Source organism: Actinoallomurus acanthiterrae (assembly GCF_054775715.1).
In genome coordinates this window covers 9,327,361-9,340,462 of sequence record NZ_BAAHCO010000001.1, presented here as the reverse complement: position 1 = coordinate 9,340,462, position 13,102 = coordinate 9,327,361, and the positions used below count along the sequence as shown (strand labels likewise).

14 protein-coding genes are annotated in these 13,102 nt (G+C 71.1%); 6 read left to right on the top strand and 8 right to left on the bottom strand.

Annotation, left to right across the window (positions count from 1 at the left end):
• Positions 1-6: 6 nt before the first annotated feature.
• From ACYVF7_RS44015 to map, 5 genes are all read right to left on the bottom strand, one after another.
• The gene (locus ACYVF7_RS44015; protein WP_460358452.1) at positions 7-1,062 is read right to left on the bottom strand and encodes a S1C family serine protease; all 1,056 of its coding nucleotides are present in this window, start codon (positions 1,060-1,062) and stop codon (positions 7-9) included.
• A gap of 119 nt (positions 1,063-1,181) precedes the next feature.
• Positions 1,182-1,922: a metal-dependent hydrolase gene (locus ACYVF7_RS44010; RefSeq protein WP_460351916.1), complete on the bottom strand. Its 741-nt coding sequence runs from the start codon at positions 1,920-1,922 to the stop codon at positions 1,182-1,184.
• A gap of 192 nt (positions 1,923-2,114) precedes the next feature.
• Positions 2,115-3,368: a cytochrome P450 family protein gene (locus ACYVF7_RS44005; protein ID WP_460351915.1), complete on the bottom strand. Its 1,254-nt coding sequence runs from the start codon at positions 3,366-3,368 to the stop codon at positions 2,115-2,117.
• Between the two features lie 153 nt (positions 3,369-3,521).
• A complete protein-coding gene (locus tag ACYVF7_RS44000; RefSeq protein WP_460351914.1) occupies positions 3,522-4,493 on the bottom strand; it encodes a DNA polymerase ligase N-terminal domain-containing protein in 972 nt (323 codons plus the stop codon).
• A gap of 34 nt (positions 4,494-4,527) precedes the next feature.
• Positions 4,528-5,376 (bottom strand): type I methionyl aminopeptidase, encoded by an 849-nt coding sequence (gene map, locus ACYVF7_RS43995; RefSeq protein ID WP_460351913.1) that lies wholly within the window; start codon positions 5,374-5,376, stop codon positions 4,528-4,530.
• A 57-nt stretch (positions 5,377-5,433) separates the two neighbouring features.
• Here map and ACYVF7_RS43990 point away from each other — a divergent pair, with 57 nt between their 5' ends.
• Positions 5,434-5,601, top strand: a complete 168-nt coding sequence (locus ACYVF7_RS43990) for a hypothetical protein (RefSeq protein ID WP_460351912.1) — start codon at positions 5,434-5,436, stop codon at positions 5,599-5,601.
• Between the two features lie 58 nt (positions 5,602-5,659).
• Here ACYVF7_RS43990 and ACYVF7_RS43985 read toward each other — a convergent pair whose 3' ends face one another.
• A complete protein-coding gene (locus ACYVF7_RS43985; protein WP_460351911.1) occupies positions 5,660-6,241 on the bottom strand; it encodes a hypothetical protein in 582 nt (193 codons plus the stop codon).
• A gap of 78 nt (positions 6,242-6,319) precedes the next feature.
• Here ACYVF7_RS43985 and ppgK point away from each other — a divergent pair, with 78 nt between their 5' ends.
• The 4 genes from ppgK to ACYVF7_RS43965 are packed head-to-tail and all read left to right on the top strand — an operon-like array spanning position 6,320 to position 9,551.
• Positions 6,320-7,069, top strand: coding sequence for a polyphosphate--glucose phosphotransferase (gene ppgK, locus ACYVF7_RS43980; protein ID WP_460351910.1), 750 nt, complete (start codon positions 6,320-6,322; stop codon positions 7,067-7,069).
• 24 nt (positions 7,070-7,093) lie between these two features.
• On the top strand, positions 7,094-7,774 hold the full coding sequence (gene npdG / locus ACYVF7_RS43975; RefSeq protein ID WP_460351909.1) for an NADPH-dependent F420 reductase: 681 nt from the start codon (positions 7,094-7,096) through the stop codon (positions 7,772-7,774).
• Positions 7,771-8,733, top strand: coding sequence for a ketopantoate reductase family protein (locus tag ACYVF7_RS43970; protein WP_460351908.1), 963 nt, complete (start codon positions 7,771-7,773; stop codon positions 8,731-8,733). The genes npdG and ACYVF7_RS43970 overlap by 4 nt, the downstream gene beginning before the upstream one ends.
• Entirely contained in the window at positions 8,730-9,551 is an 822-nt protein-coding gene (locus tag ACYVF7_RS43965; protein WP_460351907.1) for a helical backbone metal receptor, read from the top strand. The genes ACYVF7_RS43970 and ACYVF7_RS43965 overlap by 4 nt, the downstream gene beginning before the upstream one ends.
• On the opposite strand, the gene ACYVF7_RS43960 is transcribed toward ACYVF7_RS43965, so the two are convergent.
• Together ACYVF7_RS43960 and panB are read right to left on the bottom strand one after the other, a co-directional pair.
• A complete protein-coding gene (locus ACYVF7_RS43960) occupies positions 9,502-10,032 on the bottom strand; it encodes a hypothetical protein (RefSeq protein WP_460351906.1) in 531 nt (176 codons plus the stop codon). The genes ACYVF7_RS43965 and ACYVF7_RS43960 overlap by 50 nt on opposite strands.
• Before the next feature lie 468 nt (positions 10,033-10,500).
• Complete coding sequence (panB, locus tag ACYVF7_RS43955) at positions 10,501-11,343, bottom strand: 3-methyl-2-oxobutanoate hydroxymethyltransferase (RefSeq protein WP_460351905.1); 843 nt, start codon at positions 11,341-11,343, stop codon at positions 10,501-10,503.
• A 199-nt stretch (positions 11,344-11,542) separates the two neighbouring features.
• On the opposite strand from panB, the gene ACYVF7_RS43950 reads away from it, so the two are divergent.
• Positions 11,543-13,102: an MFS transporter gene (locus tag ACYVF7_RS43950; RefSeq protein WP_460351904.1), complete on the top strand. Its 1,560-nt coding sequence runs from the start codon at positions 11,543-11,545 to the stop codon at positions 13,100-13,102.

Genomic DNA, 13,102 nt, shown 5'->3' with positions numbered 1-13,102 from the left:
GCCGGGTCAGCCGGGCAGCTGGCCCAGAGTGACCGTGGTCGTGGTCTTGGCGCCGTCCGGGTGCTGGACCACGACCTGCGCCTTGTCGCCGGGCTTCAGCACGGCCAGGACGTCCGACAGTTCGGAGGTGGTCGGCGTCTTGGTGCCGTTGACCGAGACGATGATGTCGTTGGGGCGTATCCCGGCCCGGTCGGCGGGGCCGCCCTTCGTCACCGACACCACCCCGACGCCGACGACGTTGCCCGCCAGGTCGGCGACGTTCCGGATGGTGACGCCGAACGCGGCCCGGCCCGAGTTGGTCACGCGGCCCGACTTGATGAGCTGATCGGCGATCAGCTTGACCATGTTGCTGGGGATCGCGAAGCCGATGCCCGCGGCCGCGCCGCCGATCTGCGGGTCGGACGCCGCCAGGGCGGGGATGCCGATCACCTCGTTGTTCAGGGTCACCAGCGCGCCTCCGCTGTTGCCCGGGTTGATCGGCGCGCTCGTCTGCACCGCTCCGGCGATCGTCGCGCCCGGGAAGGCGCCCTCGCGCGGCGAGGACACCGTGCGCCCGACCGCGGAGACGATGCCGTTGGTCACGCTGCCCGACAGGCCGAGCGGATTGCCCATGGCGAGGACCATCTGGCCCACCGTCAGGCGGCTGGAGTCGCCGAAGCGCGCCGGTTTCAGCGCCCCGTTGCTCACCCGCACGACCGCCAGGTCGTCCGGGGCGTACTGGCCGATGAGCGTCGCGGGCAGCGCCTTCTTGCCGGTCGCGGTGGTCACCGTCAGCCGGTTGGCCCCCGCGACGACATGGGCGTTGGTGACGATGTCGCCCTTGTTGTCGTAGATGACGCCGGACCCGAGCCCCGAGTCGGTGTCGATCTGGACCACGGAGGGCAGCACCGCCTTGACGACCTGCTCGTACGTCTGTTCCAGCTGGCCGGCGTATCCCTGGACCGGCGGTGGAGCGCCGGGGGCCGGAGAGGTCGCGGCCGCGTTCGTCTTGCCGGCGTCGCCGTCACCGCACCCGGCGACCAGCGCCAGCCCGGTGATCACGGCCGCGCCGCACCGTGTCATGTGTCCCACATATTTGCTCTTCCCAGCAGGTCACCGGGTGAAGCGGTGTGGAGCGCGCCAACGGAAACGCCGTCGGCGGGCACCAGGTGTGCCCGCCGACGGCGCGTGTGAACGTCGTGTCAGCCGCCGTTGTGCGTGAGCCAGTGCGCGGCGAAGGAACCGGCCGACGACCGGATGCCGAGGATCACGATGCCCAGCGTGAGCAGGGGCGTGACCACCCACAGCTCGACCTTCCCGTTGGTGCGGGGCACCAGCGGGATCGCGAGTCGCCAGGGGACGGGCCAGAACACGGGGCAGCCCTGCGGCGTGATGGAGTCGGTGATGACGTGCATGAGACAGCCGAGCCCCACCGCGAATCCGGCCCACCCCAGCGTGTAGCCGTGCGTCCCCAGTCCGGGCCCGGCGAACTTCATGTTCGCCATGAAGAAGGTCAGCCCGCCGGCGATCAAGGCGTTGAGCAGCGCGTCGAAGTGCTCCTTCTTGGGAACGCCGATCCCGATCCCCTGCAACCCCAGGCCGATGAGCAGGAACAGCATCACCCACCACGCCTGCACGACGTGCTGCGACAGCAGGTCGGCGCCGACCGCCATGAGTGCGCAGAACAGTAGCGAGTGCGTCGCGTGCCGGTGCCCGCCGGACACCACGCTGATGCCCTTGCACAGGACGCGGGTGACCGGGCCGAACGTGTTGGCGATCGTCCCGTCGTGGTGGTCGAGGTCCGGAAGCAGCGCCGCCCCGGCGCAGACCACGGCGCCGGCCGCGATCTGCCCGGGGGTCATCCGCATGCCGTAGTCGGCGAGGAACGGCACGGTCCCGAGCCAGGCCGCAGCCCCGGCCAGCGCGTGCGTATGGCCCATCATGTGAAGATCACCCGCTTTGTTGACACGCGCGGACTGTAGCCCGCTTCGGGGAGTAAGGACGCGCGACGCGCCGGAGCGGTTCCACGATCGACTCGAATCAGTCCGGAGTGTGGAAACGCGATGGCCCGGACCCGGTCGAGACCGGGTCCGGGGGGAGCTGTGCGCGTCCCGGGGAGCGCGCCCAGCGAAAGGTCAGGCGGGCTCCGGCAGGCGCTCCTCCGCGGCGCGCTCCCGCGCCGGGCCGAGGTTCACCGGCAGGGACAACGGTCCGTACGTGATGAACGACGGGTTGTAGTGAATGGCGTCGGCGCCGGTCGCCAGGCTGAGCTCCGGGAAGCGCCCGAACAGCGCCTCCAGGGCGATGCGGCTCTCCAGCCGGGCCAGCGGCGCGCCGACGCAGAAGTGCGGGCCGAACCCGAACGCCAGGTGACCGCTCTGCTCGCGGGTGATGTCGAACCGGTCGGCAGCGTCGCCGTACCGCCCGTGTTCGGTCCCGTGGTGCGCCAGGCTCAGCCAGAGGGCCTCACCGGCGGGGATGGGCACGCCCGCCAGGACCGTGTCGGTCATGGTGTAGCGGAACGGCGAGCCGAGCACGGGGCCGCGGTAGCGCAGGGTCTCCTCGACCACCTGGGGCCACAGGTCCCGTTCGATCGCCAGGGCGAGCTGATCCCGGTGGGCGCACAGCGTCACGATGGCGTTGCCGAGCAGGTGGACGGTCGTCTCGTGGCCGGCGATGAGCATGACCCACAGGGCGCTGACGAGTTCGTCGTTGGAGAGACGGTCCTCGTCGTCGTGCGCCCGGACGAGCCCGGTCGTCAGGTCGTCTCCCGGTTCGCGCCGTTTGAGGTCGACCAGCGACGCCAGGTAGGAGTTCAGCGCCGCATTGGCGGCGGCGGCCTGCTCGCCGGTGGCGGTGTGCGACAGCAGCGTGGTCGTCCAGCCGCGCAGTTGGGCCCGTTCGGCGTGAGGGACGCCGTACAGGTCGCAGATGACCGACATCGGCAACGTCTCGGTGAGAGCGGGCACGAGGTCGACGCCGTCTCCGGCCGTGGCGATGCCGTCGATGAGCTCGGCCGTGATCTCGGCGATCCGGGGCGCCATCGCCTCCACCCGGGCGGCCGTGAAGGCCCGGGCGATCAGCGTCCGCAGCCGCCGGTGGTCCACGCCGTCCTTGACCTGAAGGTGGTCGCCGGAGACGAGGGGGAGCATCGGCCAGTCCGCGGGGACCGTTCCGTCGTGCAGGGCGATCCAGTGCCGGGGGTCTGCCGAGAACACCTTGTTGTCGCGTGCGAAGACGTCGGCGAGCGCCTCGTAGCTGTTCACCGCCCAGGCGGGAACGTTCCCCGGCAGCTCGATGGGGACCACGGGCCCGGCGTCACGAAGCCGGGCGTAGGTGTGAAGGATCGGCTCTCCCGGCGTGGGGAAGGGGAAGCGGGAACCGCCCACGTATTGCCTCCAGATGCATGGGAATGACGACCGTAGCGTAATTAGTCACTGACATTCCGGCTAGGGAGATTTCCGTTTTAATGCTGATTCGTCCTGATTCGGACAGAATGTTTGACAGGATTGGGTCGCGACGACGGATCGGGGCGTCGTCCCTCACTCCGCCGGTATGAGACGCCAGTCGGCCTTCCCCGGGCGGTAGGGCGCGTCGAGACGCTTGGCGACGATTCCCGGCAGGCCCTGCTGCCGGGCGGCCGCCCGCACCGCCTCGCCGTCGTCGAAGCAGGGCGCGGTCTGCCACCGGAGCCCGGCGAGACGCAGGCCCTCCAGCAGCTCCCGACGCCGTTCGTACGGCTCGTCGAACAGCGAACGGCCGTCCAGGTGGAGCACGTCGAAGATCATGTAGGTCTCGCGGTCCTCGATGACGGTCACCTCGCCGTCCAGGACGACCCGATGGGCGGCGAGCGACTCCCCGAGCCCGGACGGGACCTCGGCGGCCTCGCCATCGGCGTCCTGGGCGTGCGTCGTGCCGCGGTCGGAGAACACGATCAACCGGCGCCCGCCCCACGCGAACTCGAAGCCGTACGCCTCCGCGCGGCGGGGAAGGCGTTCGCGGACCTCGGGCCGTACGGGGCCGACCCGCTCGGGCATCGGGTCGGCGTCGGGGTCGACCGGCGGGTCCATCCGGTGGATCATCCAGTTCTTGCCGTTCGTCGGGAACAGGACGTATCGGCCGGAGACCCGGTTTCCGTGCAGGACGACCTTGACCTCGCGGTCGGTCCACTTCTCGGTCTCGTACGTCCCGCGGTCCCAGATGGTGACCTGGCCGCCGCCGTACTCGCCTTTCGGGATCTTCCCGGCGAACGACGCGTACTCCAGCGGGTGGTCCTCGGTGTGCACGGCCAGGTGATTGGTCCGCGGATCGTCCGGCACGCCCTTCGGCAGCGCCCAGGACACCAGCACGCCGTCGCGTTCGAGGCGGAAGTCCCAGTGCAGCCGCCGCGCGTGGTGCTCCTGGATCACGAACGTGTCGTCGTTCCCACGGGGGAGCGGCCCCTCGCCCGGAACCGGCTCCGGCGTACGGCGCGCGTCGCGCTTGCTGCGGTACGTCCCGAGTCTGTCGGCCACGGCGCGGTACGTACCCGCGCCGAACCGCCCTATCTCACGGGAGGGTGAGGATCTCCGCGCCCGTGTCGGTGACGAGGAGCGTGTGCTCGAACTGCGCGGTGCGCTTGCGGTCCTTCGTCACGACCGTCCAGCGGTCCGGCCAGATCTCGTAGTCGATCGTGCCGAGCGTCAGCATCGGCTCGATCGTGAACGTCATCCCCGCCTCGATGATGGTGGTCGCGTGCGGGTCGTCGTAGTGCGGCACGATCAGCCCGGAGTGGAACGTCGTGCCGATGCCGTGTCCGGTGAAGTCGCGGACGACGCCGTAGCCGAACCGCTTGGCGTACGACTCGATGACCCGGCCGATGACGTTGAGCTGCCGGCCCGGGCGGACGGCCTTGATGGCGCGCGTCATCGCCTCGCGGGTGCGCTCGACGAGCAGCCGCGACTCCTCGTCCACCTCGCCGACCAGGAAGGTCGCGTCGGTGTCCCCGTGCACGCCGTCCTTGAAGGCGGTGATGTCGATGTTGATGATGTCGCCCTCCCGGACGACCGTGTCGTCCGGGATGCCGTGGCAGATCACCTCGTTCAGCGAGGTGCACAGCGACTTGGGGAAGCCCCGGTAGCCCAGCGTCGAGGGGTACGCGCCGTGGTCGAGCATGAACTCGTGCCCGATCCGGTCGAGCTCGTCGGTGGTGACGCCCGGCCGGATCCGCTTGCCGACCTCCTCGAGCGCCTGCGCGGCGATGCGCCCGGCGACCCGCATCCGCTCGATGATCTCGGGCGTCTTCACGTCCGGCTCACCGGTGCGGGGCACCTTCTTGCCGACGTACTCCGGCCGGGGGATGTCCGCCGGCACTTTGCGCATCGGGGAGACGTGACCGGGGTGGAGTTGCGTCGTCATGCTGTTGGAGTGTAGTCAGCCCGCCGGGGCACGATGACAGCATGATCGGAGAGCGCGATGAGTGACGAGGGCAAGTGGTTCTTCTGCCTCAAGCACCGCAGGGTCGAGCAAGGGCCCGGCTGCCCGAACCGTGACCGCATGGGCCCCTACGCCACCGAGGAAGAGGCGGCGCACGCGTTCGAGCGCGCCGCGGAGCGCAACGAGGAGTGGCGCCGCAAGAGCTGAGACCGGGAGCTGTTTCACGAGCCCGCGGCGCGGCTGCGCGGCGCTCGTGAAACAGCCTTCAGGAAACGGTCGGGCCGCTGATCGTCTCCAGGAGGCGGGCCAGGCGGTCGCGCAGGCCCCGTTTGGGGAGCGGCTCCCCGGCGGCCGCGCTCACGAGGTGCTGGGCCGCGTCGAACGACACCAGCCGGTCGTCGGCCGGCACGGTCAGCGCCTCGTGCGCGAGGCCTTCCAGCTCCCGGTCGCCGGTGTCCAGCGCGAAGATCGTCGCGCCGACGCGCCGCGCGTCGTCCACCCGCTCCAGCAGCGGCGCCGCCGACTCCTCCTCGGAGACGACGATCAGCGTCTCTCCGCGCCGGGCCGCCTCCAGGCGCTCCAGGCCGATCCGCAGGTGCGGCGGGGCGCCGGGCGGCGGCTCCCAGCGCACCAGCGTGGGCGACAGCTCCGGGACGCCGCCGAGCCGGCTCTCGTCGTCGAGGTGGGCGGCGAGGTGCCACGGCTCGTCGTCGGGTGGGCCGAACACCAGCAGACCGCCGGGCTCCCGGGCCGACGAACGCAGCGACCAGGCGAACTCCCTGGTGCGCTCCGGCCAGCCGGTCGTCGCGAGCAGCTCCCGCAGAGCCGCCACCTGACTCGCGTCCATGGCCCCCATGGTGCCGTACGGGCAGCGAGATCACGTGCCCTTTGTTAAGCGTCGGCGATGTCAGGTAGGTATAGCGATATGGAGATACTCGGTGTCGACATCGGCGGGTCCGGTATCAAGGGCGCGCCGGTCGACGTGGAGAAGGGCGAGTTCGCGCAGGAGCGGCTGCGCCTGGTGACCCCGGAGGGGGCGCCGCCCGACGAGGTGGCACGGATCGTCGCCGAGATCGTCACGCACTTCGGCTGGACGGGCCCGGTGGGCGTCACCTTCCCGGGCGTGGTCACCGGCGGGGTCGTCCGTACGGCGGTCAACCTCGGCGAGGCGTGGGTCGACCTGGCCGCGCGCGACCTGTTCGCGGAGACCGCCGGGGTGCCCGTGACGCTGCTCAACGACGCCGACGCGGCCGGCGTGGCGGAGATGACGTTCGGCGTGGGGCGCGGCCGGCCGGGCACGGTGCTCATGCTGACGCTCGGCACCGGCGTGGGCACCGCGCTGTTCGTCGACGGGCGGCTCGTGCCCAACACCGAGTTGGGGCACATCGAGATCCGCGGCAAGGACGCCGAACGGCGGGCCTCCGCGCACGCCCGCGACGTCCACGACTGGGACTGGGAGGACTGGGCGAAGCGGCTCGGCGAGTACATGCACCGCATCGAGGACCTGCTGTGGCCGTCGCTGATCATCCTGGGCGGCGGGGTCAGCAAGAAGGCCGACCGCTTCCTGCCGTACCTGAAACAGGTGCGGACTCCGGTGGTGGCCGCCGAGCTGCACAACGACGCCGGCATCATCGGCGCCGCCATGGCCGCGATACCCGGGAAGGAGCCGGTCTGAGGTGCCCTGGCAGGATCGTCCACTATGAGCACTCAGCACGCAGATGCGCCGGATGTCAGTGGGCTGTCCATCGGCATCCTCGGCGGCACCGGCGACCAGGGCAAGGGACTGGCGCGCCGGTTCGCCCTCGCCGGACATGAAGTGATCATCGGTTCCCGCAACGCCGAACGCGCCCAGCAGGCCGCCGACAGCCTGGGGGAGGGGGCGACCGCCCGGGGCGCGGAGAACGCCGCCGTCGCCCGCGAGGCCGACGTCGTGATCGTGGCGGTTCCCTGGGACGGCCACAAGGCGACCCTCGAGTCGCTGCGCGAGGAGCTCGCCGGCAAGATCGTGATCGACTGCGTCAACCCGCTCGGCTTCGACAAGCAGGGCGCCTACGCGCTGCCGGTCGAGGAGGGCAGCGCCGCGCAGCAGGCCGCCGCCGTCCTGCCCGACAGCACCGTCGTGGCGGCCTTCCACCACGTCTCGGCCGTCGTCCTCCTCGACCCGGAGATCGACCAGGTCGACCTCGACGTACTGGTTCTCGGCGACGACCGGGAGGCCACGAACACCGTCCAGGCCCTGGCGGCGCGCGTGAAGGGCATGCGCGGCGTCTACGGCGGCAGGCTCCGCAACGCCCACCAGATCGAGGCGCTGACCGCGAACCTGATCTCCATCAACCGCCGCTACAAGGCCCACGCCGGCCTCCGGGTGACCGACGTATGAGGGTCGTCGTCTACGGCGCGGGCGCGGTCGGCGGCGTCATCGGGGCACGCCTGTTCCAGCAGGGTCACGACGTCACGCTCATCGCCCGCGGCGCGCACTACGAGGCCGTCCGTGACCGGGGCCTGCGCCTCGACACCCCGGAGGAGAGCGTCACGGTGCCGGTCCCGGTCGTCGACCGGCCGTCGGCGGTGACGTTCCAGCCCGGCGACGTCGTGCTGCTCACGATGAAGACGCAGGACACCCTGCCCGCACTGGCCGATCTCGCGGCCGTCGCGCCGCCGGACATCGTCGTCGCGTCCGCCCAGAACGGCGTGGAGAACGAACGCCTCGCCCTGCGGCTGTTCCCCAACGTGTACGGCGTCTGCGTCCTGCTGCCGTCGGCGTTCCTCGAACCCGGCGTCGTCGAGGCGTACCTCGCGCCCCAGACGGGCGGCCTCGACGTCGGCCGGTACCCCGAGGGCGTGGACGACACCGCGAAGTCCCTCGCGGCGGCCTTCGCGGGCGCGACGTTCGCGTCCGAGGCCCGGCCGGACGTCATGCGCTACAAGTACGGCAAGCTCCTGACGAACCTCGGCAACGCCGTCGAGGTCGTCATCGGCCCCGGTGAGCAGGGCGCGGACATCGCCCGGCTCGCCCGGGACGAGGGCAGGGCGTGCCTGCGCGCCGCGGGCATCGACGCGCCGAGCGGGGTGGGCATCGCGAGCCAGGTCCGCCCGGTCCGCGGACGCAAGCGCTCCGGCGGCTCCTCCTTCCAGAGCCTGCAGCGGGGGACCGGCACGATCGAGGCCGACTACCTGAACGGCGAGATCATCCTGCTCGGCCGCGAACACGGCGTGCCCACCCCGGTCAACGAGCTGCTCCGGCGGCTGGCGAACCGGATGGCCCGCGAGGGCCGGCAGCCCGGCCTGATGACCCCGGAGGAGTTCCTGGCCGCGCTGGACGAGGCCGCCCCCCGATGACCGGACCGCCGCGCGGTGTCCCGGTGCCCCCGATGGTCGACGACCTGGGAGTGCTGTTCCGGGCTCCGCGCGGGGTCCGCCGGATCGTCTCGCTCGTGCCGTCCCTCACGGAGGCGGTCGCGTGCACGGCGCCGGACCTGCTGGTCGGCGCCACCGACTGGTGCGTCGAGCCGCCCGGCCTCGACGTCGTACGCGTCGGCGGGACCAAGAACCCCGACCTGCGGAAGGTCGTCGAACTCGCGCCGGACCTGGTGCTGGCCAACTTCGAGGAGAACCGGGAGGCCGACCTCGACGCCCTGCGGGCAGCCGGCCTCCCCGTGTGGGTCACCGTGATCCGCACCCTCCCGGAGGCGCTGACCAGCCTCGAACGGACGCTGGCCGCGTGCGGGCAGGGCACTCCCGCCTGGCTGGCGGGTGCCCGTTCCGCCTGGGCCGACGTCCTGCGCGACCTCCCGCCGTCCGGCGCGGTCGCGGTCGTGCCCGTCTGGCGGCGCCCCTGGATGGTGCTCGGCCGCGACACCTTCGCCGGGGACCTCCTCGCCCGGCTGGGCGTCGGCAACGTTTACGCGCAGGCCGCCGAGCGGTACCCCAAGACGTCGGTCGAGGAGATGCTGCACCGGCGGCCCGACCTCGTCGTACTGCCGGACGAGCCGTACGCCTTCTCCGCCACTGACGGGCCGGAGATGTTCCCCGGCGTCCCGGTGGCGCTGGTGAGCGGCCGTCACCTGGAGTGGTACGGGCCCTCGCTCACCGAGGCGCGGCGCGTCCTCAGCGCATCACTAGGGCGCTCTGGCCCTGCCTCCAGTCCGTCGCCATGATGTGCCGCGCGTTGGCGAGCGTCATCGTGCCGGCGCAGACCTTCTTCTTGAGCGCGTTCTCCACGGTGTCCTTGTCCGCCGAGGTGGACCCGCCGGCGTCGTAGCGCGGCTCGGGCCACAGGTTCTTCGGGTCCTTGGGCGCGCCGCCCAGTTCCAGCGGGATCAGGTGGTCCTCCTCGTAGTCGGCGGTGCTCGTGTCGCTGTAGCCGTACTCGGCGATCTGCTTGACCTTGAGCGGGTTCGTGTACGACGTCGGCGGCCGTACCGTGCTCGTCCAGCCGGACACGCAGATCGTCGAGTTGATGGTGGACTGCGTGACGTCCGGGTTGGTCGCGCCCGGCTGGCAGGACGGGTCGGGCAGCGGCAGGTAGCTCTGCGAGCAGGTGGCGGCGTACGCCGGGGTGACGACGGCCGAGACGGGAACGACCAGGGCCACGGTCATCGAAACGGTGGTCAGGGCGACTGTCAGGACTCGCGGCATGGAGATGCCTTCCGATAGCGGGGGGTTTGCCCCACCATCCGGACAGTCGTCCCTGACGGCAATGGAACCGGCAGACGAATATGTAGTTATTTAACGGCGAAGTGTGACAAACGGGTAAAAAGACTCCAGGTCAGGTGCCGTGAGGGCGCAGTGGCCCGAGGTCCCGCACGGACCCGACGCGAGTGCGGGCGGCCGGATGCGGACTGCCGTGTCGCCGCCGCTCGCGGGCCCGTGCTCGTCCGTCCTCGCCGGCGGAGGCGATCACGATGGCGATGTGGCGAGCGGGCCGGGGCACCGCCCGCCCTCAACGGCGCCGGTCGATCGCCCCTCGCCGCTCTCCCGCCGTACCCCGAGAAGCGGACGTCCCCCGCTCGCCCCGGCGGACCGGGGCGAGCGGCGGACGCGACGACGGGCGACGTGCACCGTCAAGCCCCGGCGGACCGGGGGCGGTGGTGAATGCCGTGCGGGTCAGCGGTAGGCGTGCTCGGGGCCGGGGAAGGCGCCCGAGACGACCTCGGCCGCGTACTCCTGGACGGCGCCGCGCAGGACGCCCGCCACGTCCGCGTACTTCTTGACGAACTTCGCGGTGTGCGGCGTGAGGCCGGCCATGTCCTGCCACACGAGCACCTGGGCGTCGGTGCCAGCGCCCGCGCCGATGCCGATGGTCGGGATCGACAGCGCGGCGGTGACGCGGTCGGCCAGGTCGGAGGGGACGCATTCGAGCACGACCGCGAAGGCGCCTGCGGCCTCGAGGTCCTTGGCGTCGGCCATGAGGCGTTCGCCGTCCTCGCCGCGTCCCTGGACGCGGTAGCCGCCGAAGGCGTTCACCGACTGCGGCGTCAGCCCGAGGTGCGCCATGACCGGGATGCCGGCCGCGACCATCGCCTCGACCTGGGGGAGCACCCGCCGGCCGCCTTCGAGCTTGACCGCGTGCGCGCCGGCCTCCTTGAGGAACCGGGCGCCGGTGTGCAGGGCCTCGGGCACGCCGGTCTGGTACGCGCCGAAGGGCAGGTCGGCGACGACCATGGCGCGGGAGGTGCCGCGCACCACCGCCGCGGTGAGGGGGATGAGATCGTCCACGGTGACGGGGATCGTGGATTCGTGGCCGAAGACCACCATTCCGGCGGAGTCGCCGACGAGCAGCACCGGGATTCCGGCGTCGTCGAAGACCCGCGCGGTGAGCGCGTCGTACGCGGTGAGCATGGGCCACTTCTCGCCGCGTTCCTTCGCCGCCGCGATGTCGCGGACGGTGACGCGGCGCCCCGTCTGGCCGCCGTACAGGGTGGTCGGCCGACCGGTCGATACAGACATCGGAAACCTCCTGCCTCGAGGCGCCACGGTGGCGTCCCCGGACGAGATCGATGATCCCACGAGGTCAACGACCCGTACAGCCCGGACCTTCCCGCTGTCTGATATGAAACGCTACGGTTGCGTATCGGATCGGGAATAACCTAAGGTTGGCAGCGTTAAGAAACGCAACAGCATCGTATCGATATCTCTGAAGGGCCTCATGGATCCGCAGACCATCCACAAGAGACGCTGGACGATCCTCGGCGTCCTGATCGTCAGCCTGCTCGTGATCGTGCTCGACAACACGGTCCTCAACGTCGCGCTGAAGACGATCGCGGACCCACGCGACGGCCTCGGCGCCACCCAGGGCCAGCTCGAATGGGCGATCAACTCCTACACCCTCGTCTTCGCCGGCCTGCTGTTCACGTTCGGCGTGCTCGGCGACCGGATCGGCCGCAAGCGCATGCTGATCATCGGCATGCTGCTGTTCGGCCTGGCCTCGCTGCTCTCCTCGTACGCCCAGACCCCCGGTCAGCTCATCCTCGCCCGCGCGGCCATGGGCTTCGGCGGCGCGGCGGTCATGCCGCAGACCCTGTCGATCATCACGAACGTCTTCGAGCCGCAGGAGCGCGGCCGGGCCATCGGCGTCTGGGCCGGCGCGGTCGGCATCGGGATCGCCGTCGGGCCCATCACCGGCGGCCTGCTGCTCGACCACTTCTGGTGGGGCTCGGTGTTCCTCATCAACGTCCCGATCGTCATCGCGGGCGTGATCGGCATCGCGATCGTCGTGCCGGAGTCCAAGAACGCCGTGCGCGCCAAGATCGACTTCGGTGGCGTGCTGCTGTCGATCGCCGGCCTGATCCTCCTGACGTACGGGATCATCGAGGGCGGCGACAAGGCGACCGTCACCGAGCCGACCGTGTTCGGCCCCGTGCTCGCCGGAGTCGCGCTGCTCGCCTTGTTCGTCTGGTACGAGTCCCGCATCGAGCACCCCTCGCTGAACGTCCGGCTGTTCCGTGACGGTCGGCTGTCGGCGTCCGTCGGCGCCATCGCCCTCGTCTTCTTCGCGCTCGGCGGCGTCTTCCTGTTCATCTCGCTGTACCTGCAGGACGTCCGCGGCTACTCGCCGCTGCAGGCGGGCCTGCTCACGCTGCCCCTCGCCGTCGGCCAGATGATCTTCTCACCGCGCAGCGCCGGACTGGTCAAGCGGTACGGCGCCAAGCTGGTCGCCGCGACGGGCCTGACCATGGTCGCGCTGGCGCTGCTCAGCTACCACTTCACCGCCGTCCACAGCCCGATCTGGATCCTGGAGATCACCTTCTTCGTGCAGGGTTCCGGGATGGCCCTGGTGATGCCCCCGGCCACCACCGCCGTCATGTCGGTGCTGCCGAGGGAGCAGGCCGGGTCCGGGTCGGCCATCAACAACATCGCCCGCCAGGTCGCGGTCGCGCTCGGCGTCGCCGTCCTGGGCTCCCTGGTCTCCTCCATCTACCGCAGCGGCCTGAAGCCGCACCTGACCGCGCTGCCCGAGCGCGTGCGCGACGTCGCCGGAGCGGACATCGGCACGACCACGGGCGTGGCGGAGAAGTTCGGCGCGGCGGGCCGGGCGATCCTCCCGCCGGCGCACGACTCCTTCGTGCACGCCATGCACATCACGTCCGCGATCTCGGCCGCAGTGGCCTTCGCCGGGGCGCTCGTCGTCCTGAAGTGGATGCCCGGCCAGCCGGAACGGGAGGCCGAGATCCCGCCGGTCGAGCAGCGCGAAGCCGTCGAGGTATGA